This window comes from Streptomyces regalis, from assembly GCF_001509475.1.
GTDB classification, from domain to species: Bacteria; Actinomycetota; Actinomycetes; order Streptomycetales; family Streptomycetaceae; genus Streptomyces; species Streptomyces regalis.
This window is the reverse complement of sequence record NZ_LLZG01000374.1, coordinates 1-20135: the sequence shown is the minus strand read 5'-3', so window position 1 is coordinate 20135 and position 20135 is coordinate 1. Positions and strand designations below refer to the sequence as shown.

Genomic DNA, 20135 nt, shown 5'->3' with positions numbered 1-20135 from the left:
CCTGCTCTGTGGCCATGCGAGGTGATCCCGGGTGCGCGGCGGCGCCGAGCACTTCCTCGCCTATCCCGCGACCGGCACGGACCGTTTGGAGCGGGGCACGGTGGTGATGGTGGTGGAGTACCTGCCGCCGAGAACCGTCTACGTCCAGGCCGCATACGACAGTTGAGCCCGCGCAGGCGCACACTCCCTTCGGTCGGTGCCGAAAGGGCACCATGCAAAGGGGGCCGGCCGCGGCACACTGGCGCTGGACTGCGTGACCCACCAGGGCATTCCGCTGAGGGTGCGGGGCGTGGTCATCTTCAAGGTGGGCGACGACTTCGTGTCGATCGCGAACGCGGCCTGCGGTACGGAGATGGAGAAGCTCGGGCTCATCGTCGACTCCTTGCAGATCCACGAGATCGAGGATCCGACCGGGTACATCCAGAGCCTCGCCATGCCGCACGCGGCGGCCGTCCAGCGGGACGCGCGCATCGCGCAGGCGGAGGCGAACCGGCTGGCCACGGAGGCCGAGCAGCAGTCGCTCGCGCGGATGACCGAGGCGACCCGGGACAGCGAGATCCTGCAGGCCGGCTACCAGGCCGAGCGCGACAAGGCAGGCGCCAAGGCCCGGCAGGAAGTCGTCGTCCAGGAGACGCGGGTCGCCGAGCTGGAGGCGCACTGGCGCGAACAGCAGCTCCAGGCGGATGTCCTAAGCCCGCCGACGCGCAGGCGTACGAGAAGCGCACGCTCGCGGAGGCCGAGCGCGACGCGCGGATCTCGGCGGCGCAGGCCAAGGCGAAGGAGACGGAGCCGGCGGCTGCGGCCGAGGCGACACGGGTCAAGGCGGCCGCGGGTGCCGAGGCCGAGGCGACCAAGACGCGCGGTGCGGCCATGGCGGCCGCCACCCGGGCCACCGGTGAGGCCCAGCAACTCGCCGAGAACTGGCCGGAGATCGTCAGGGCCGGGGCGTCCGCGTTCGGCAGCGTCGACAACATGGTGCTGCGCAACGGCGCCGACGGCATGGCGGACATGTTCGCCAAGGCGCTCACCATGGGCGGTACGGGGCTGGGGCCGGCCCGTCAGCTGCTGGCGTCGATGAACCAGAACGGGCAGGCATCGAAGGAGGATTCGCCGCTCAACGGGCTCGCCCATAAGGTGCCGATGGACGAGAAGTGACCCCTCACGCGCAGCTCACGGGCGCAGCCCCTAAGGTGCCCCCGTGAGCACGTTTACCGATGAGAACGTCCCGGGCCGCTACGGCCCCACCGCAACCGCTGAGGCCGACCCCCGCGGGGTCGGCAAGGTGCGCACCGAGTACTCCCCCGCGCACGACGGCGACCCCGATCCCGGGGAGATCGTCTGGACCTGGGTGCCCTTCGAGGAGAACGACGGGCGGGGCAAGGACCGCCCGGTGCTCGTGGTGGCCCGTGAGGCCGGCGGCACCTTCCTCGCCGTGCAGCTGTCGAGCAAGCGGCACGACGGGGACCGTGAGTGGGTGGCCATCGGCAGCGGGCCGTGGGACCGGACGGGGCGCGACTCCTGGGTGGACGTGGACCGCATCCTCCGCCTGCACGAGGAGGGCATGCGCCGGGAGGCGTGCGCGCTGGACCGCGGGCGGTTCAACCTGGTCAGGCACCGGCTGCACGAGCGGTACGCCTGGACCTGACGTCACGACTGGGTCTGACGCTCCGGGAACGCCCGTACGAACGCGGCTCGCACCGGGCTGTCCGGCGTGCGGTCCAGGATGCCGAACACCACATGCTCGAAGGCCCCGGCGAACCGTCCGCCCGGCGCGAGCAGGGCCCGGAACGCGCCCGCCACCTGCTCCGGGTCGTTCTGGAACACCCCGCAGCCCCACGCGCCCAGCACCAGCCGCCGGTACCCGTGCGCCGCGGCCGTCTCCAGCACGCGCTCGGCGCGCACGGCCAGCGCGTGCGGGAGCTCGGACGTGCGCTGCGGGGCCGTACGCCGTATGACGCCCGCGTTCGGTGCGGCGGCCGTCAGGAAGCCCGCGGTGTACGGCTCGTCGAGCAGGCGGCCGCGGTCGTCGCGGAAGACGGGGACGCCCGGTGAGTGGATGACGCGGTCCGTGTAGAAGGGGTCGCGGTGCGCGCGGTGATGGTCGTAGAACGCGCGGGCTTCGAGCAGGCACGTGTACAGCGCCGAGGCGCGGCACAGGGCCTCCTCCTGGGCCTGGGCGCCGTTCAGATAGCCGCCGCCCGGGTTGCGCGCGGAGGCGAAGTTGAGCACGGCCGTCCCACCGCCGAGGCGACGGGCCGCCTCCAGGCTGCTCTCCCCCGTGACCTCGAAGAACGTCTCTCCTACGGGGACCTGCGGCACCGGCACCGGGTCCGGCCCGTACATCCGCGTGCCGGCTCGTGCCGCCTCGATCTGCGCCGCGAGGGGCACCTGTCGTCCGTCCGGCGCGCGGTACGCCCCCGTCGCCACGATCTGTTCCGTCTGCTGCGCGATGCCGCGCAGGCGCGCGCTCATGGCGCCACCCCCGTGCGCGCCATGACCGCGCGACCGCGTCGGCTGCGCGCGATCTCCCCCGTCGTGCTCACGCAGGCATCGTGGGCGATGCTGGTCATGCGATGCAACAGAGTTTTCCGGGCCCACTACCGATCGAGCAACACACCGAGAACCAAATCGAGAACCACATCGCGAACCACCTCGCGAACGACCGGGAAATCCCCTGCTAACGCCCGGAGAGCCGAGATTACCGACCCGGAACGTGCCGGTACGCACTCTTGTGCGATGCGACGCGAGCGTCTTGGGTGGAACGAGTGTGCCGGCCCGCCCACAAGATCCGGGCCGGGCGGCATCGTGGACTCTCAGGAGGATCCCGACATGTCAGATTCGGTGAGTGACTGTACGGCGCAGCCCCGCACCGCAGTCACCGAACCCGAGGTGGAGGCCCTGGTCCGGGGCATCTGCTTCAAGACCGGCCCACCCCGCACCCTCGGGGTCGAAGTGGAATGGCTCGTCCACGAGCTGCGCAGCCCGCAGCTCCCCGTGACACCCGAACGACTCGAAGCGGCCTACGCCGCACTGCGGACCGTGCCCCTGAGGTCGGCGCTCACCGTCGAACCCGGCGGTCAGCTGGAGCTGAGCTCCCCTCCCGCCGCCTCGCTGATGGAGTGCATCGGTACCGTCTCCGCCGACCTCGACGCCGCCCGCGCGGTCCTGCGCGAGCACGATCTCGGTCTCGTCGGCCTCGGCAACGACCCCTGGCACTCGCCCCGCCGGTTCCTGCGCGAGCCGCGGTACGACGCCATGGAAGCCTGTCTGGACCGCACCGGCCCGGCCGGCCGCGCCATGATGTGCACCTCGGCCTCCGTGCAGGTGTGCCTGGACGCCGGACACGAGGAGCCCGGCCCGCTCGGGCACGGACGGCGCTGGTGGCTGGCGCACCAGCTGGGCGCGGTCCTGGTGGCCGCCTTCGCCAACTCCCCGCTGGCCGGGCAGGAGCCCACCGGCTGGCTCTCCACCCGGCAGCTGCTGTGGATGGAGATCGGCGCGGGCCGCGCGGGCGCACCCCCGCTGGACGGCGACCCCCGGGCCGCCTGGGCGCGGCACGTGCTGGACGCGCCGGTGATGTGCGTACGGCAGAACGGCGGCCCCTGGCACGTCCCGGACGGCCTGACGTTCCGGGAGTGGACCAGATCCGGGTCGCCCAGGCCGCCGACGCACGAGGACCTCGACTACCACCTCACGACGCTGTTCCCGCCGGTCAGACCGCGCGGCCATCTGGAACTGCGCATGATCGACGCCCAGCCCGGCGAGGACGGCTGGATCGTGCCGCTCGCCGTGGCCACCGCGCTGTTCGACGACCCCGAGGCCGCCGAGACCGCCTACCGCGCCGTGAAGCCGCTGGCCGAGCGCTCCCTGTCGCTGCCCGCGCCGCACAATCCGCTGTGGATCGACGCGGCCCGCTCGGGCCTCGCCGACCCCGAGCTGCGGGAGGTGGCCATCACCTGCTTCGCGGCGGCGCTGGAGGCTCTGCCCCGGCTGGGGGCCACGACCGAGGTCATGGCCGCCGTGGCGGCGTACCAGGACCGTTACGTCATCCAGGGCCGCTGCCCCGCCGACGACCTGCTGGACGAGCTCTACGGCACGGACCGCACCCTGCACGGGAAGGACATCCGGACATGATCGACGCCGACACGCTCCGCGAGCGGGCGCTGACCACCCTGACCACCGCCCGTGCCCGGACGACCCTGCTGACCAGCTGCGTCGACGACCCCGACCTGACCGCCCAGCACTCGCCGCTGATGTCCCCGCTGGTGTGGGACCTCGCGCACATCGGCAACCAGGAGGAGCAGTGGCTGCTGCGGGCGGTCGCCGGACGGGAGGCGATGCGGCCCGAGATCGACGGCCTCTACGACGCCTTCGAGCATCCGCGCGCCGAACGCCCCTCGCTGCCGCTGCTGCCGCCGGCCGAGGCCCGGCACTACGCCTCCGAGGTGCGCGGCCGGGTGCTGGACCTGCTGGAGAGCACGGCCTTCCACGGGACGCGGCTGACCGAGGCGGGCTTCGCCTTCGGGATGATCGCGCAGCACGAGCAGCAGCACGACGAGACGATGCTGATCACCCATCAGCTCCGCACGGGCCCGCAGGCCCTGACCGCCCCCGACCCGGATCCGGTGCCCCTGTTCACGGGGCCGTCCGAAGTCCTGGTCCCCGGCGGCCCGTTCACCATGGGCACCTCCACCGAGCCCTGGGCGCTGGACAACGAACGCCCGGCGCACCGGCGCGAGGTGCCACCGTTCTACATCGACACGACCCCGGTGACGAACGCCGCGTACCAGGCGTTCATCGAGGACAGCGGCTACGACAGCGAACGCTGGTGGACGCCGGAGGGCTGGGCTCACATACGGCAGCACTCCATTCACGCCCCGCTGTTCTGGCGCCGGGACGGCAAGCAGTGGCTCAGGCGCCGCTTCGGCGTCACCGAGGTCGTACCGCCCGACGAGCCGGTGCTGCACGTGTGCTGGTACGAGGCCGACGCCTACGCCCGCTGGGCCGGCCGCCGGCTGCCCACCGAGGCCGAGTGGGAGAAGGCCGCCCGCCACGACCCCGCCGGGGACCGCTCGACGCGCTACCCGTGGGGCGACGCCGACCCGGCGCCGGAGCACGCCAACCTCGGTCAGCGGCATCTGCGCCCGGCGCCGGCCGGAAGCTACCCGGAGGGCGAATCGCCTCTCGGCGTACGGCAGTTGATCGGTGATGTGTGGGAGTGGACGGCGAGCGACTTCCTGCCGTACCCGGGGTTCCAGGCGTTCCCGTACAAGGAGTACTCGGAGGTGTTCTTCGGGCCCGAGTACAAGGTGCTGCGCGGCGGTTCGTTCGCCGTGGACGCGGTCGCCTGCCGGGGCACCTTCCGCAACTGGGACTATCCGATCCGGCGGCAGATCTTCTCCGGCTTCCGTACGGCCCGTTCGGGGGATGTCTGATGTGCCGTCATCTGGCTTATCTGGGGCCCGAGGAGCCGCTCGGCAGACTCCTCGTGGAGCCCGCGCACGCCCTGTACCGCCAGTCGTGGGCGCCTCGGCGGCAGCGGCATGGGACCGTCAACGCCGATGGTTTCGGGGTCGGTTGGTATGCCGAGGGGGACCCGGTGCCGGCGCGGTACCGCCGGGCCGGGCCCGTCTGGGCGGATCTGTCCTTCGCCGATCTGACCCGGGTCGTACGGTCCACCGCGCTGCTCGCCGCCGTCCGGGACGCGACGCTGGCGGGCGCCGACGCGGAGGCCGCGGCGGCGCCGTTCGCCGCGGGTGCCTGGCTGTTCAGCCACAACGGCGCCGTGAAGGGCTGGCCGGGTTCGCTGGCACCGCTCGTTTCGAGCCTGCCCGCGGTGGACCTGCTGTCGATGGAGGCCCGCAACGACTCCGCGCTCGTGTGGGCGCTCGTCCTGGCCCGGCTGCGCGGCGGCGACGACGAGGGGCAGGCACTGGCCGACACCGTCCTGGAGGTCGCCGAGGCAGCCCCCGGCTCCCGGCTCAACCTGCTGCTCACCAACGGCGAGACCATCACCGCGACCGCCTGGGGCGACACCCTCTGGTATCTGACCCGGCCCGGCGGCGGCACCGTCGTGGCCTCCGAGCCCTACGACGACGACCCGCACTGGCAGGAGGTCCCCGACCGCACCCTCCTGGCGGCCAGCCGCACCGATGTGCTGCTCACGCCGCTGAAGGACCCGAGCGACGCCCTGGCACCCGCACCTCCGAAGGAGCCCAGCACGTGAGTCCGTTCCTTCTCACCCGCACCCTGCCCGAGGACGCCACCGACGCCGCCCTGCGCGCCGATGTCCTCAAGGGCCTGACGAGCACGCCCAAGACGCTGCCGCCGAAGTGGTTCTACGACGCGCAGGGCAGCGAACTCTTCGAGCAGATCACCGAGTTGCCCGAGTACTACCCGACGCGCGCCGAGCGCGAGATCCTCGTCGACCGGGCCGGCGAGATCGCCGTCGCCACCGGCGCCCGCACCCTCGTGGAGCTGGGCTCCGGCTCCTCGGAGAAGACGCGGTACGTCATCGACGCGCTCACCGGGTTGCACACGTACGTCCCCGTCGACGTCAGCGACAGCGCGCTCACCCAGGCCGGGCACGCGCTCATCGAGGAGCGGCCGGGGCTCGACGTGCACGCGCTGATCGCCGACTTCACCGACGGGCTGGACCTGCCGGACACGCCGGGTCCCCGGCTGGTGGCGTTCCTCGGCGGCACGATCGGCAATCTGCTGCCGGTCGAGCGCGCGGCGTTCCTCGCCTCGGTCCGGGCGCTGCTGTCCCCCGGTGACGCGCTGCTGCTCGGCACGGACCTGGTCAAGGACGAGAGAGTCCTGGTCGAGGCGTACGACGACGCGGCCGGGGTGACGGCTGCCTTCAACAAGAACGTCCTGACCGTGATCAACCGCGAGTTGGGCGCCGACTTCGATCCCGGCGCCTTCGACCACGTGGCGCACTGGGACGCCGACAACGAGTGGATCGAGATGCGGCTGCGCTCCCGCACGGCGCAGACAGTGAAGGTGCCCGCGCTCGACCTGGCCGTCGACTTCGCGGCGGGCGAGGAGATGCGCACCGAGGTGTCGGCGAAGTTCCGCAGGGACGGGGTACGCGCGGAACTGTCGGCGGCCGGGTTGGAGCTGGCGCACTGGTGGACGGACGGTCAGGGCCGTTTCGCGTTGTCGCTGAGCGTGGCGCGGTGACGTGGCGCGGTGACGGACGGCTCGCGCGATGTCCCGCCTTGAGGCACGGTGGAGTGACGTGTGTGAGAGGAGCACCGGCATGTCGAATCACACCTACCGGGTCACGGACATCGTCGGCACCTCGCCCGAGGGCGTGGACCGAGCCATCCGCAACGGTATCGAGCGCGCCTCGCAGACCCTGCGCAACCTGGACTGGTTCGAGGTGACCGAGGTGCGCGGCCAGCTCGACAACGGACAGATCGCGCACTGGCAGGTGACCATGAAGGTCGGCTTCCGCCTCGAGGAAGCCGAGTAGCGGTGCGTGCCGGGCGCCGCCGGGCACGCAGGATGTGCCGACGGCGCCCGGTCCTCAGGTCCGCCCCTCCCGCTCCTGCGCCACCTTCAGCGCGGCGGAGGGGGCGGCCCAGCGCGCCCGTACGACGGTGAAACCGGCCCGTTCGGCGTCCTCGCAGACCAGCTCGTCGTCGTCCACCAGGACCCGGATCTCGCGGGTGCCGGCGAGGCGGCGCAGGATCTCGAGCTTGGTGCGCCGGGCGGGCCTGCGGTCGTCGTTGCGCCGCATGTACACGCGTCCGTCGGGCAGTCCGTGGGCCGCGAGCCAGTCGAGCGTGTCACGCCGGCAGCGCTCGGGCCGGCCGGTCAGATAGCGGACCTCGCACTCCTTCGCGCTCTCCAGCGCCAGCGCGATGCCCTCCGCGAGGGGCGGGTCCTGCGGGGCGGCCGCGAAGAAGGCGTCCCAGTCGCGCGGTGTGCGCTCCAGGAAGTGCTGCCGGTGTCCGGTGTCGGCGAGGGTGTTGTCCAGGTCGAACACGGCGAGCGGGCGTTTGTTGCTGTCGGTCACACCGCTCACCCTAGGGCCTGTCCGGCAATCCCCACCTTCCCCGCGACGCCCGGCCCCGTACCCCGGCAACCTCCGCGCGCCGGGCGGCCACTGCTGTGCGACACGGCACACAGGCGGAGGCGGGAGGCCCCATGGGCAACACGGCAAGAGGCATGCGCGGTACGGCGATCTGGACGGCGGCAGCGGTGGGCGCGGCCCTGCTGACGGTGTGGGGCCCGGCGAGCGAGGCGTCCGGCGCGACGACGCTGGTCGTGGCGACCGACGGGAGCGACTCGGCGCCGGGCACCCTGGCCCAGCCGCTGCGGACCATCCAGCGGGCCGTGGACCTGGCGAGGCCCGGCGACGTCATCACCGTACGCGGCGGCATCTACGCCCTCACCGACAACATCACCATCACCGCCTCGGGCACCGCCTCCCAGCCGGTCAGCCTCGGCCCCTACCAGGGCGAGCGCGTGGTCGTCGACGGCGAGCAACTCCCCGCCAGCCACACGCCGGTGGGCGGCAGCATTCCGCGCGCCGAGCGCGGGGCGATCCACATGGAGGCCTCGTACTGGCGGATCTCCGGTCTGGAGCTGGTCAACGGCCCGTACGGCATCTACTGCGACGGCTGCAACAACAATGTCTTCTCCCGGCTGTCCACGCACGACAACTACGAGTCGGGCTTCCAGCTCCAGGGAGCCTCCAGCAACAACCAGATCCTGAATCTGGACAGTTACGGCAACCGAGACCCGCGCAAGAACGGTGAGAGCGCCGACGGCCTGGCCATCAAGGAAGGCAGCGGAACCGGGAACGTGGTGCGCGGCGCCCGGTTGTGGAACAACGTCGACGACGGATTTGATGCCTGGAAGTTCGCCTCGCCGATTCAAATCGAGAACACGATCGCGTACGGCAACGGCTACAACCGCTGGAACTTCCCGGACTTCTCGGGCGACGGCAACGGCTTCAAGATGGGCGGCGGCAGCCCCGCCCCGGCAGTCGCCCACACCCTGCGCAACACGATGTCGTATCGGAACGCGGCGCACGGTGTCACGGACAACGGCAATCCCGGCGCCATGGCGCTGACCCGCAACACGACCTGGGCCAACGCCGGCACCGGCTTCGACGCCGACGTCTCGGGCGGTACCGCCACCCTGACCGCCAACCTGTCCCTCGCCGACGCCCGCGCGGCGGCCGTGGGCTCGGGGACGACCGCCAGCGGCAACTCCTGGAATCTGGGCGGGACTTGGAACGCGTCCTCGGTGCTCAGCACCGACCCGGCCCCGATCACCGGCCCGCGCTCCGCCGACGGATCGCTGCCGTCGGCCCCGAGCTTCCTCGTGCCGCGCAGCGGCGCGGCTGTGGGCGCCAGGTTCTGAGCCGCCCGGCCGGACTGTCCCAGGCGAGTCGCGTTTGAGACAGTCCGGCCGAAAGAAATGGTCCGGACTATTTCCCGGAGGGCCCTTTTCGCAGGGCACACCGGGCCATAAAGCGATCACGAGGGGCATGAATGCGCCACCGCAGTGCGGTAATTCCCCTCGGCGGTTGATTCTCCAAAGAGCCCGCTGCCATACTCCGGCTTCCGGACCTGCCGCCGCTCACCCACTCCCCACACGCAAAGCCCGCGCCCATCGTATGTCCGGCATGCCGCAGCAAAGAAGGTGCGCCTGTGCCCGAATTTTCACCTTGGCACGACAATTCTTTCACAAACAGTTCCCCGAATAATGAACCCGCCCCGCGCCGGCGCATATCCGAAGATCCCGAATTTCACTCCCTGCGACGCGCCCAGCGCCGGTTCGGTGTCCGTGCGACGCTCCTCTCGGTCGGCGGATTCCTGCTGTACGTACTGCTGTCGCATTCCGTCCCGGGTCTGATGAACCAGCGTCTGCTCGGCCACCTCACGCTCGGTCTCGCCCTGGGTCTCGGGCAGTTCGTCGTGATGGGCGTGACGGCCTGGTGCTATGTCCGACACATGCGCACCCGGGTCGACCCTCTCGCCCGCGGCCTGGGCTCGCGACTGGACCAGCACGAAGCCAACTCGCACCGTGCCAACTCGCACCGCGGCGAGGCCGCGCAGACCCCCCAGCCCGGCTCCAGGGGGTACCGCACGTGGTGACCATGTCCGCAGGCATCGCCGACCGGTTCAGCCTGAACCTGACGTTCGTGCTGTTCCTGTCGGTGGTCGTGGTCACGCTGTTCATGGCCCTGCTGACGGCCCCTCAGCGCGACGAGATCAGCGAGTTCTACCTCGGCAACCGCACCATGTCCCCGCTGCGCAACGGCCTCGCGATGTGCGGCGACTACCTGTCGGCCGCGACCCTGCTGGGCAGCACGGGACTGGTCGCCCTCAACGGCTACGACGGACTGCTGTACCTCGGCGGCACCGTCGTCGCCTGGATGATGGTGCTGCTGCTGATCGCCGAACCCCTGCGTCGGACGGGCAAGTTCACCCTGGGCGACACACTGGCCCTGCGCCTGACCCGGCTGCAGCGCCCGGTGCGGCTCGCCCTGGCCGTGTGCACCCTGGCCATCACGACCCTCTATCTGGTGGCCCAACTCGTCGGCAGCATCGCCCTGTTGACCCAGTTCACCGGCGAACCCAGCGCCGCTACGCGCACCTTGTGCGTGATCGTGATCGGCACCGTCGTCATCGTGTACGCCGCCATCGGCGGCGCGCCCGGCGCCACGGTCATCCAGATCATCAAGGCCGTGATGCTGGTCGCGGGCGTGACGGTCACCGCGGTCATGGTGCTCAACCACTACAGCTGGAACCCGGGCGCCCTGCTGTCCGCGGCTGCGAACCACAGCGGCACCGGCACGCAGTTCCTCGAACCCGGACTGCGCTACGGCGTCAGCACCACCAGCAAGCTCGACTTCTTCAGCCTGGAACTGGCCATCGTCCTCGGCCTCGCCGCACTCCCCCACGTACTGATGCGCCTGCTCGCCCCGCGCAAGATCGATGTACTGCGCTCCTCCCTCGTGTGGGCGGTCGGCCTGGTCGGTCTGGTCTGCCTGGCGGCGGGCATCCTCGGCCTCGGCGCCACCGCCATCGTCGGTCGCGAGACCATCGCGGAGACGGACCACAAGGGCGACTCCGCGGTCCTGCTCCTCGCGGGCGCCCTCGGCGGCGGCATCCTCACGGCCCTGCTGTCCTGCCTCGCCTTCGTCACGCTGCTCGCCGTCGCGGCCGGCCTCACCCTCGCCGCCGCCTCGTCCCTCGCCCACGACCTGTACGGCGAGGTGATCCGCAAGGGCCGCGCGAGCGAGACCGAGGAGCTGATGGTGGCCCGGCTGTCCGCGGCCGTCATCGGTGTCCTCGCAATGATGCTCGCCCTCGTCTCCTGGGGCGCCAACACCGCGACGCTCGCCTTTCTCGCCTTCGCCATCGCGGCATCCGCGATCCTGCCGACGATCGTGTACACCCTCTTCTGGCGCCGCTTCACGGGGCGGGGCGCCCTGCTCAGCCTCTGGGGCGGCCTGGTCTGCTCGGTCCTGCTGGTCCTGTTCTCCCCCGTGGTCTCCTCCACGCCGGACTCGTTCTACCCGGAGTCGGACTTCGCCTGGTTCCCGCTGCAGAACCCCGGCATCGTCTCCATCCCGGCGGGCTTCTTCCTCGGTTGGCTCGGCACCGTGCTGAGCAACCGCCAGGAACCGCAGGAGGCGGCCGCCTACGAGGAGTTCGAGGTGCGGATGCTGGTGGGCGCCAAGGAGTAGGAGATGCTTCTGTCATGCCCACTCATACGTTCCTGATCGGCGCCGCCCGCGAGCGCCCCTGCACGCTCGTCGTCTGCCGGGGGTGCTGCTGCGGCAATCCGCGCAAGCACCCCGGCACCGATCACACCGGGCAGGTGGAACGGCTGCGCGCCGCCGGGGCCGAGCACGGGTTCCAGGTCCGTACGACCGACTGCCTGGGCCCCTGCGACCAGGCCAACGTGATCGTCGTCCAGCCGTCGGCCGCGGGGCGCCGGGCCGGCGGGCGGGCCACCTGGGTGGGCTTCGCGATGGACGACGACGGCACGGAGGAGATCGTGCGGTGGGCCGCCGCGGGTGGACCGGGTCTGGCCGATCCGCCCGTCACGCTGGAGCTGCAGTTCATCCGGCCGCCACGGGACGCACGGGTGCGGTCCCGTCGCTGACTCGGGCCAATTGTTAATGGGATCCATTTTCATGTAGCGTCCTCGGTGTTCACCCACCGAGGAGGTCCGTCATGGCTGTCCCCAAGCGGAAGATGTCCCGCAGCAACACCCGCCACCGCCGCGCCCAGTGGAAGGCGATCACGCCGCAGCTCGTGCCCGTCACCATCGACGGGGTCAGCCACCTCGTGCCGCAGCACCTGGTCAAGGCGTACGAGCGCGGGCTGCTGCGCCCCGAAGGCTGACCGGGGATGCCGCACGACCGCCGACTGCCCGTCACCGTCCTGTCCGGTTTCCTCGGGGCGGGCAAGACGACCCTGCTCAACCATGTCCTGACCAACCGCCAGGGACTGCGTGTGGCGGTCATCGTCAACGACATGAGCGAGATCAACATCGACGCCGCGCTGGTGCGGGGCGGCGAGGCCGCGCTGTCGCGGACCGAGGAACGCCTGGTCGAGATGACCAACGGCTGCATCTGCTGCACCCTGCGCGACGACCTCCTCGAGGAGGTCGACCGGCTCGCCCGTGAGGGCCGCTTCGACCATCTCCTCATCGAGTCGTCCGGCATCTCCGAACCCATGCCGGTCGCGGCCACCTTCGCGTTCGCCCGCGACGACGGTGCCACCCTCGGCGACCTCGCCCTGCTGGACACCATGGTCACGGTCGTCGACGCCGCCAACTTCCTGTCCGAGCTGGACAGTGGCGACGAGCTCGCCGAGCGCGGCCTCGACCAGTACGAGGACGACGAGCGCACCGTCAGCGATCTCCTCGTCGACCAGGTCGAGTTCGCAGACGTCATCGTGCTCAACAAGCGGGACCTGGTCGACGCCGTGACGGCGGACCGGCTGCGTGCGGCGCTGGGCCGGCTCAACCCCGCCGCACGGATCGTCGACGCCGTGCAGGGACAAGTACGTCTCCAGGAGGTGCTCGGCACGCGGCTGTTCGACCTGGAGCGCGCCCAGCAGGCGCCCGGCTGGGTGCGGGAACTCAACGGCGACCACGTCCCCGAGACCGAGGAGTACGGGATCTCGTCCACGGTGTTCCGCTCCGAACTCCCCTTCCACCCCGAGCGGTTGTTCACCTTCGTCACCGAGGAGCTCGACAGCGGCGCGTACGGGAAGGTGCTGCGCTCCAAGGGGTTCTTCACCCTCGCCAGCCGCCCGCAGGTGACGGGGCTGTGGTCGCAGGCCGGTTCCGTCGCCCGCTTCGAGCCCAGCGCCGCGCGCGACACCGACGCGCCGTACGCCCAGGAGCTGGTCTTCATCGGCACGCATCTGCGCGGCGAGGCGCTCCGGGCCGCCCTGGCCGAGTGCCTCATGGCGGACGGCGAGGCCCTCCCGGCCGCCGACCCGTTCCCGGCGTGGGACACGTACGGCATCGACGACGCCTGCGATCACGAGCACGCGGCGCCGCTGGAGGTGTCCGTTCACTGAGTCCCGCGGCGCCCGGCCCGCCTGTCCTGGTGAAGGTCCGGTCCTGCTCGCAGAGCGCGAGAAGGGAGCCGCGGGTGACCGAGCGGACGATCGACAGGGCGGCCGCGGACACCTTGCGGCGGGCCAGGGACGCCGCTGCCCGTGGGGCGAGGCGTACCGGCTGCTGGACGCCTGGACGCCGTCCGCCCCAGCCCCGACGACTGCCCCGCGTTCGCCGACGCCGCCTGGTGGACACGCCGGATCGACGAGTCGATCGTCCAGCGGATGCGGGCCTACTCCGGATATGTCGCGGCGGGCGCGGCCCGGCAGGCGGGGCTCATGGCCTGGCTCCTGTTCTACAACCATCAGCTCGCGGGGCGCACGGCCGTGGCCGCAGGCTGGCTGCGCCGGGCACGGCGGCATCTGCGGGGTGAGCCGGACGGCCGGCGATCATCGTCAGGGCCGTCGACGCGGGCGACGTCATCGCCACGGTGGACTTCGCCCGCGAACAGGGCCTGCCGCTCGCCGTGCGCGGCGGCAGCCACGGCGTCCCCGGCTGCGGCACCTGCGACGGCGGTGCCGTCCTCGATCTCGGCCTGATGCGCGGCATCCGCGTCGACCCCGAGACGCGGACGGCATGGGTCGAGGGCGGCTGCACCTGGGCGGACGTCAACCACGCCACGTATGCCTTCGGGCTGGCCACGACCGGCGGGATGGTCTCCACGACCGGCGTCGGTGGCCTGACGACCGGCGGCGGCATGGGGTATCTGGCCCGGCGCTGCGGTCTGTCCTGCGACAACCTGACCTCCGTGGACCTGGTGACTGCCGACGGCTCCTTCGTGACCTGCACCGACGAGCAGAACAGCGACCTGATGTGGGCGGTGCGCGGGGGCGGGGGCAACTTCGGGGTCGTGACGTCGTTCGCGTTCCGGCTGCACCCTGTCGCCGACATCCTCGGCGGTCCGACGTTCTTCCCGCTCGACGGCGACGTGATCCGCCGGTACCGGGAGCTGGTCGCCGAGGCGGACGAGGGGCTCGGAGCCACGTTCGTCGTGGGACTCGGGCCACCGGTGCCGTTCCTGCCCGAACGCCGGCACGGGCGCCCGGTGCTGGGCCGGCACCTGGAGCGCATGCCCTGTCCGGTGATCAACACCCTGTTCGACGACCTGGTGCCCGCCGGGCTGTACCACTACTGGAAGGGCGCCTTCACGCAAGGCCTGCCGGACGGCGTCGTCGACGCCTTCGTCGAGTACGGTGCCGCCACGCCCTCGATCCGGAGCATGACGGTCGTCTTCCCCATCGACGGGGCCTGCCACCACCTCGGACCGGAGGAGACCGCCTTCGCCTACCGGGACGCCGACTACTCGATCGCGCTCAGCCCGACCCTGACCACCCGGCAGGAATGCGAGGCGCAGAAGGACTGGGTGCGCGCCTTCCACCGGGCGCTGGAGGCTTACTCCATGCCAGGCGCCTACGTGAACTTCATGGACGGCGACGACCAGCACCGCGTGCAGGCCGACTACCGCGGCAACCACGCTCGTCCGACCGCCCTGAAGCGGCGCTACGACCCGGGCAACCTGTTCCGTCTGAACCACAACATCGCGCCCTGAGGAATCCTACGGCGGCGGCGTTGTTGAACCCCATATGAGTTCCGTGATCGCGGCGACCCGCTTCTCCGTCCTCGACCGCTCCCGCACCCGGGAAGGCCATACGAACGCCGAGGCACTGCGCGACACCGTAGAGCTGGCGCGGGAGCTGGAAGAGCTGGGCTACCACCGCATCTGGGTCTCGGAGCACCACGGCGTACCCGGCGTCGCCGGCTCGGCGCCGACTGTGCTGGCCGCCGCCGTCGCCTCCGCGACCCGCACGATCCGGGTCGGGACCGGCGGGGTGATGCTGCCCAACCACCAACCGCTGGTCGTGGCCGAGCAGTTCGGGGTGCTGGAGTCCCTCTTTCCGGGGCGGATCGACATGGGCCTCGGCCGCTCGGTCGGCTTCACCGACGGGGTGCGCAGGGCGCTCGGGCGGGACAAGGGGGACGCGGAGGACTTCGCCGCGCAGATCCAGGAGTTGCTCGGCTGGTTCCGCGGCACCTCGCCGACGGGGGTGCACGCCCGGCCCGCCGAGGGCCTGACCGTGCCGCCGTTCGTGCTGGCCATGGGCGAGGGCGCGGACATCGCCGCCCGCGCGGGCCTGCCGATGGTCATCGGGGACTTCCGGAACCGGGCGAAGATGCAGCACGGGATCGACCACTACCGCGACTGCTTCCGCCCCTCCCCCTGGGCGAGCGAGCCGTACGTCGTGATCTCCGGCTCGGTCGCGGTGGCGGCCACACCGCAGGACGCCCGGCGTCTGCTGGTCCCGGAGGCCTGGTCCATGGCCCACTCCCGCACGCACGGCACCTTCCCGCCGCTCCCGCCCGCCGAGCGCGTCGAGGGGCTCACGATGACCGACAAGGAGCGCGGCTTCTACGAGGGCGGCCTCGCCGGGCACATCGCGGGCACGGAGGAGCAGGTCGCGCACGAGCTGGAGACGCTGCTGAAGGAGACGGGCGCGCAGGAGGTGCTGGTCACGACCAGTACGTACGACCGTCAGGCTCTGCTGGACTCCTACCGGAGGCTCGCCCGGATCGCCTACGCGTGATCCGGGCGGGCGGCCGGCATGTGGGTCAGTCCGTGTCGCGCGGGTCGAACGACTTGGTGTCGATCGTCAGCGGCTTCGGGAACGCACCGGCCACCGACTCCCAGCCCGTGAACTTGAAGTCGGTTCCCTCCCGGTCCCCGTCCGCGGGTGTGGCCTCGCCGTCGTGGGTGACGAGCAGGCCCTTGGGGAAGGACCGGCCCAGCGGGACGTTGACCACGGTGGAGCCGTCGGAGTGCTGCACCCCGTCGGCGGCGGCGCTGTCGGTGACGGCGAAGGAGCCGAGGTAGGCATTGCGGCCTTGGCGCTCGTACACGGCGAAGGTGTTGTCGCCCTGGCTGGAGGCGAGCAGATATCCCTTGCCGTCGGCGGCGTGGTAGATCGCGGCGCCCTCGGCGTCGGCGCTCAGGTGCTCACCGCCGAAGCCGGGGTCGTCGGCGGTGTCGAGGACGCACTCCTCTTCCTCGGCGTCATACGTCCACGGAGTGCCGTACTCCCGCACACGGTCGATCAGTTGGGGCCGGTCGAACTCCTCGTCGTCGAGGTCGACCCGCCACAGCCCGACGTCCTCCTGCGCCGCGTACAGGACGTGCTGCTCCTGGTCGACGACCATGCCCTCGACCTGCGGCCGGTCGCCCGGGTCGGCACACGGCGTCCAGCTCGTCCCGTTCGGCAGGGTGAAGGAGGTCGGCAGGTCGAGGGTGTCCTCGGTCTTGTAGCCGACGCGCCCGTTCCGGTCCTCCAGCTGCAGCAGCCGTACCCGGGTCTCCGAGCGGCGCGACACCACGGCGTAGGCGTGGTCGTCGTCGCTGAAGGCGGCGAGCCCGTAGGCGGTGCGCTGGTCGTCGACCTCTGCCTCACTCGCGGAGAAGACCCGCGCGGCGTCGGCCGCCGTCACGTCCTTCAGCGGGGGCCTGCCGGCTGCCACGGCCGCCGGGTCGATCGCGTAGGCCCGGACCCGGTCCCGGCCGCGGTCGCTGACCAGGGCCAAGTCGGTCTTCTTGCCGCCCAGTTCGAAGCCGTAGACGACGTCGACGTTGTTGAAGCGGCCGGGTGCGGCGTCGTCGTTCGGGGCCGCGGGCGCCGCGATGTGCTGGAGCCGCCTGCCGTCGAGGCCGTACACGTCGAGGCCGGCCTCCTTGAGGGTGCCGATCACAAGGCTGCGGCCCGGGTGGTCGGGGTCGACCCAGACGGCCGGGTCGTCGGCGTCGGCGTTGCCGCCCGCCTCGTCGTCGTACACGGCGGGCGTCTCGACGCGTGCGGAGACGGCGACCGGCTGCGGGGCGGCTGTGCCCGAGACCATCAGCAGCGCGGCGGTGAGAGTGCTCAGAGCTGAAGCGCTCACGATACTCCTCGGTAGGAAGAAAGACTGGCGAGACGTTATGGGCGGCTGGTGTGAGTGAGCCGACGGCCTCGTGAACATCAGGTGGCTCGAACGGGTGCGCGTCTGGTTCGCATAGAATCGCGGGGTTTGCCCACGCCCTCGACTCGCACATCCCGGAGCTCGTACCCATGCACTCCCCGCACGACCCGTACGTCCGTGTCCGCGGCGCCCGTGAGCACAACCTCAAGGGCGTGGACGTCGACATTCCGCGGGATGTGCTGGCCGTGTTCACGGGTGTGTCCGGGTCCGGGAAGTCGTCGCTCGCCTTCGGCACGATCTACGCGGAGGCCCAGCGCCGCTACTTCGAGTCGGTCGCGCCGTACGCACGCAGGCTGATCCACCAGGTCGGCGCGCCGAAGGTCGGCGAGATCACCGGACTTCCGCCCGCCGTGTCCCTCCAGCAGCGACGCTCGGCGCCGACGTCCCGCTCCTCCGTCGGCACGGTCACCAACCTCTCCAACTCCCTGCGGATGCTGTTCTCCCGGGCGGGCGACTACCCGCCGGGCGCCGAGCGCCTCGACTCCGACGCCTTCTCGCCGAACACGGCGGCCGGGGCGTGCCCTCAGTGCCACGGGCTCGGCCAAGTGCACCGTACGACCGAGGAGTTGCTGGTCCCCGACCCGTCGCTGTCGATCCGCGAGGGGGCGATCGCCGCGTGGCCGGGGGCCTGGCAGGGCAAGAACCTGCGCGACATCCTCGACGCGCTGGGCCACGACGTCGACCGGCCCTGGCGCGAGCTGCCCGCCGAGAACCGGCAGTGGATCCTGTTCACCGATGAGCAACCGGTCGTCACCGTGCACCCGGTGCGCGACGCCGACCGCATCCAACGGCCGTACCAGGGCACGTACATGAGCGCCCATCGGTACGTCATGAAGACCTTCTCCGACTCCAAGAGTCCGACCCTCAGGGCCAAGGCGGAGCGCTTCCTCGCCTCCGCACCCTGTCCGGCGTGCGGCGGCAGCAGACTGCGGCCCGAGGCGCTGGCGGTGACGTTCGCCGGCCGGACGATCGCCGAGCTGGCCGCGCTGCCGCTCACCGAGCTGGCGGACACGCTGGACGGCGGCACCTCGGAGACGGCCCGTGTCCTCACCGAGGACCTCAAGTCCCGTATCGGGCCCGTCGTCGAGCTCGGCCTCGGCTATCTCAGCCTCGACCGTGCCACCCCCACCCTCTCGGCGGGCGAACTGCAGCGCCTGCGGCTCGCGACCCAGCTGCGGTCCGGGCTCTTCGGTGTCGTGTACGTCCTCGACGAGCCGTCCGCGGGTCTGCACCCGGCGGACACGGAGGCGCTGTTGACGGTGCTGGCGCGACTGAAGGCGGCCGGGAACACGGTGTTCGTGGTCGAGCACCACCTCGACGTCGTGCGTGGCGCCGACTGGCTGGTCGACGTGGGGCCGCATGCGGGCGAGCACGGCGGGCAGGTGCTGCACAGCGGGCCGGTGGCCGAGCTGGCGGCCGTCGCGGAGTCGGCGACAGCACGCTTCCTGTTCGACGACTCCCCCGCCGCCGTACGCCAAGTGCGTGCGCCGCGCGGCCAGTTGACGGTCGGCCCCGTCACCCGGCACAGCCTGCGCGGGGTCACCGCCGAGTTCCCGCTCGGCGTGTTCACAGCCGTCACCGGGGTCTCCGGGTCGGGCAAATCGACACTCATCGGCGAGATCACCGAGGACCTCGCGGGCGTGGGCCGCCTGGTCTCGGTCGACCAGAAGCCGATCGGCCGCACCCCGCGCTCCAATCTCGCCACCTACACCGGCCTCTTCGACGTCGTACGCAAGGTGTTCGCCGCAACCGACGAGGCGCGGGCCCGTGGTTACGGCGTCGGGCGCTTCTCCTTCAATGTCGCGGGCGGGCGCTGCGAGACCTGCCAGGGCGAGGGGTTCGTCAGCGTCGAGCTGCTGTTCCTGCCGAGCACGTACGCGCCGTGCCCGGACTGCGGTGGGGCGCGCTACAACCCCGAGACGCTCCAAGTGGCGTACCGGGGACGGAACATCGCGCAGGTACTGGACCTCACGGTCGAGGCTGCCGCGGATTTCTTCGCGGACACGCCGACCGTTGCCCGCAGCCTGGGCACCCTGCTCGACGTCGGCCTGGGCTACCTGCGGCTCGGCCAGCCCGCCACCGAGCTCTCCGGCGGAGAGGCCCAGCGCATCAAGCTGGCGAGCGAGCTCCAGCGCGCCCGTCGCGGCCACACGCTCTACCTCCTCGACGAGCCGACGACCGGACTCCACCCGGCCGACGTCGAGGTGCTCATGCGCCAGCTGCACGGGCTGGTCGACGCCGGGCACACCGTCGTCGTGGTCGAGCACGACATGTCCGTCGTCGCGGGCGCCGACTGGGTGATCGATCTCGGACCGAGCGGCGGTGACGCGGGCGGACGGATCGTGGCGGCGGGTCCGCCCGCTCAGGTCGCACGGGCGAGAAGCAGCGCTACAGCGCCGTATCTCGCCCGGGTCATGCCGTAACAGCCTCGCGCGACGGGACCTACGACGACTGACCGGCGTCGGCGACGGGCGCCGTACGGACCACACCGGGCGCCGATGACACGGGAGAACGGATCACGGTGA

18 protein-coding genes and 2 pseudogenes are annotated in these 20135 nt (G+C 71.5%); 17 read left to right on the top strand and 3 right to left on the bottom strand.

From position 1 onward, the window contains the following. Nucleotides 1-31: 31 nt before the first annotated feature. From ADL12_RS57860 to ADL12_RS36110, 3 genes and pseudogenes are all read left to right on the top strand, one after another. Nucleotides 32-166: a hypothetical protein gene (locus ADL12_RS57860; protein WP_279617183.1), complete on the top strand. Its 135-nt coding sequence runs from the start codon at nt 32-34 to the stop codon at nt 164-166. 72 nt (nt 167-238) lie between these two features. Beyond that, nucleotides 239-1155, top strand: a pseudogene (locus ADL12_RS51420) (flotillin family protein); the annotation flags it as partial. A gap of 43 nt (nt 1156-1198) precedes the next feature. Further along, a complete protein-coding gene (locus ADL12_RS36110; RefSeq protein WP_062710535.1) occupies nt 1199-1645 on the top strand; it encodes a type II toxin-antitoxin system PemK/MazF family toxin in 447 nt (148 codons plus the stop codon). A gap of 2 nt (nt 1646-1647) precedes the next feature. On the opposite strand, the gene ADL12_RS36105 is transcribed toward ADL12_RS36110, so the two are convergent. Next, complete coding sequence (locus ADL12_RS36105; RefSeq protein ID WP_062710530.1) at nt 1648-2472, bottom strand: TIGR02452 family protein; 825 nt, start codon at nt 2470-2472, stop codon at nt 1648-1650. Between the two features lie 357 nt (nt 2473-2829). Here ADL12_RS36105 and egtA point away from each other — a divergent pair, with 357 nt between their 5' ends. From egtA to ADL12_RS36080, 5 genes are all read left to right on the top strand, one after another. After that, a complete protein-coding gene (gene egtA / locus ADL12_RS36100) occupies nt 2830-4134 on the top strand; it encodes an ergothioneine biosynthesis glutamate--cysteine ligase EgtA (protein WP_062710527.1) in 1305 nt (434 codons plus the stop codon). After that, nucleotides 4131-5435: an ergothioneine biosynthesis protein EgtB gene (egtB, locus tag ADL12_RS36095; RefSeq protein WP_062710524.1), complete on the top strand. Its 1305-nt coding sequence runs from the start codon at nt 4131-4133 to the stop codon at nt 5433-5435. Before egtA ends, egtB begins: the two co-directional genes overlap by 4 nt. Continuing rightward, entirely contained in the window at nt 5435-6226 is a 792-nt protein-coding gene (gene egtC / locus ADL12_RS36090; RefSeq protein ID WP_062710520.1) for an ergothioneine biosynthesis protein EgtC, read from the top strand. Before egtB ends, egtC begins: the two co-directional genes overlap by 1 nt. Continuing rightward, entirely contained in the window at nt 6223-7185 is a 963-nt protein-coding gene (egtD, locus tag ADL12_RS36085; RefSeq protein ID WP_062710518.1) for an L-histidine N(alpha)-methyltransferase, read from the top strand. The genes egtC and egtD overlap by 4 nt, the downstream gene beginning before the upstream one ends. A gap of 79 nt (nt 7186-7264) precedes the next feature. Further along, nucleotides 7265-7480 (top strand): dodecin, encoded by a 216-nt coding sequence (locus ADL12_RS36080; protein ID WP_062710514.1) that lies wholly within the window; start codon nt 7265-7267, stop codon nt 7478-7480. Nucleotides 7481-7534: 54 nt separating this feature from the next. On the opposite strand, the gene ADL12_RS36075 is transcribed toward ADL12_RS36080, so the two are convergent. Beyond that, nucleotides 7535-8026, bottom strand: coding sequence for a phosphatase domain-containing protein (locus tag ADL12_RS36075; protein ID WP_062710512.1), 492 nt, complete (start codon nt 8024-8026; stop codon nt 7535-7537). Between the two features lie 131 nt (nt 8027-8157). Between ADL12_RS36075 and ADL12_RS36070 the strand changes: the two genes are divergently transcribed. The 8 genes and pseudogenes from ADL12_RS36070 to ADL12_RS36035 all read left to right on the top strand — a co-directional run bounded on the left by ADL12_RS36070 (nt 8158) and on the right by ADL12_RS36035 (nt 16190). Next, the gene (locus ADL12_RS36070; RefSeq protein ID WP_079052458.1) at nt 8158-9381 is read left to right on the top strand and encodes a right-handed parallel beta-helix repeat-containing protein; all 1224 of its coding nucleotides are present in this window, start codon (nt 8158-8160) and stop codon (nt 9379-9381) included. Between the two features lie 368 nt (nt 9382-9749). After that, a complete protein-coding gene (locus ADL12_RS36065; protein WP_425265183.1) occupies nt 9750-10118 on the top strand; it encodes a DUF485 domain-containing protein in 369 nt (122 codons plus the stop codon). 2 nt (nt 10119-10120) lie between these two features. Then, nucleotides 10121-11716, top strand: coding sequence for a solute symporter family protein (locus ADL12_RS36060; RefSeq protein WP_425265182.1), 1596 nt, complete (start codon nt 10121-10123; stop codon nt 11714-11716). 14 nt (nt 11717-11730) lie between these two features. Then, nucleotides 11731-12138, top strand: coding sequence for a hypothetical protein (locus ADL12_RS36055; protein WP_062710499.1), 408 nt, complete (start codon nt 11731-11733; stop codon nt 12136-12138). 71 nt (nt 12139-12209) lie between these two features. Continuing rightward, entirely contained in the window at nt 12210-12380 is a 171-nt protein-coding gene (gene rpmF / locus ADL12_RS36050; protein WP_062710496.1) for a 50S ribosomal protein L32, read from the top strand. A gap of 6 nt (nt 12381-12386) precedes the next feature. Next, complete coding sequence (locus ADL12_RS36045; protein WP_062710492.1) at nt 12387-13568, top strand: GTP-binding protein; 1182 nt, start codon at nt 12387-12389, stop codon at nt 13566-13568. A gap of 419 nt (nt 13569-13987) precedes the next feature. Beyond that, nucleotides 13988-15157, top strand: a pseudogene (locus ADL12_RS36040) (FAD-binding oxidoreductase); the annotation flags it as partial. Nucleotides 15158-15191: 34 nt separating this feature from the next. Further along, nucleotides 15192-16190: an LLM class flavin-dependent oxidoreductase gene (locus ADL12_RS36035; RefSeq protein WP_062710489.1), complete on the top strand. Its 999-nt coding sequence runs from the start codon at nt 15192-15194 to the stop codon at nt 16188-16190. Between the two features lie 25 nt (nt 16191-16215). Here the strand turns inward: ADL12_RS36035 and ADL12_RS36030 are convergent, their stop codons facing one another. Continuing rightward, nucleotides 16216-17532, bottom strand: coding sequence for a phytase (locus tag ADL12_RS36030; RefSeq protein WP_062710486.1), 1317 nt, complete (start codon nt 17530-17532; stop codon nt 16216-16218). A gap of 167 nt (nt 17533-17699) precedes the next feature. Between ADL12_RS36030 and ADL12_RS36025 the strand changes: the two genes are divergently transcribed. Further along, nucleotides 17700-20033 (top strand): ATP-binding cassette domain-containing protein, encoded by a 2334-nt coding sequence (locus ADL12_RS36025; RefSeq protein WP_062710483.1) that lies wholly within the window; start codon nt 17700-17702, stop codon nt 20031-20033. Nucleotides 20034-20135 lie beyond the last annotated feature (102 nt).

Bases quoted from the DNA above. Each gene is read 5' to 3' on its own strand.
- ADL12_RS36105 (WP_062710530.1), bottom strand. From the start codon at position 2,472: ATGAGCGCGCGCCTGCGCGGCATCGCGCAGCAGACGGAACAGATCGTG.
- egtA (WP_062710527.1), top strand. From the start codon at position 2,830: ATGTCAGATTCGGTGAGTGACTGTACGGCGCAGCCCCGCACCGCAGTC.
- egtB (WP_062710524.1), top strand. From the start codon at position 4,131: ATGATCGACGCCGACACGCTCCGCGAGCGGGCGCTGACCACCCTGACC.
- egtC (WP_062710520.1), top strand. From the start codon at position 5,435: ATGTGCCGTCATCTGGCTTATCTGGGGCCCGAGGAGCCGCTCGGCAGA.
- ADL12_RS36080 (WP_062710514.1), top strand. From the start codon at position 7,265: ATGTCGAATCACACCTACCGGGTCACGGACATCGTCGGCACCTCGCCC.
- ADL12_RS36070 (WP_079052458.1), top strand. From the start codon at position 8,158: ATGGGCAACACGGCAAGAGGCATGCGCGGTACGGCGATCTGGACGGCG.
- ADL12_RS36060 (WP_425265182.1), top strand. From the start codon at position 10,121: ATGTCCGCAGGCATCGCCGACCGGTTCAGCCTGAACCTGACGTTCGTG.
- ADL12_RS36055 (WP_062710499.1), top strand. From the start codon at position 11,731: ATGCCCACTCATACGTTCCTGATCGGCGCCGCCCGCGAGCGCCCCTGC.
- rpmF (WP_062710496.1), top strand. From the start codon at position 12,210: ATGGCTGTCCCCAAGCGGAAGATGTCCCGCAGCAACACCCGCCACCGC.
- ADL12_RS36045 (WP_062710492.1), top strand. From the start codon at position 12,387: ATGCCGCACGACCGCCGACTGCCCGTCACCGTCCTGTCCGGTTTCCTC.
- ADL12_RS36035 (WP_062710489.1), top strand. From the start codon at position 15,192: ATGAGTTCCGTGATCGCGGCGACCCGCTTCTCCGTCCTCGACCGCTCC.
- ADL12_RS36025 (WP_062710483.1), top strand. From the start codon at position 17,700: ATGCACTCCCCGCACGACCCGTACGTCCGTGTCCGCGGCGCCCGTGAG.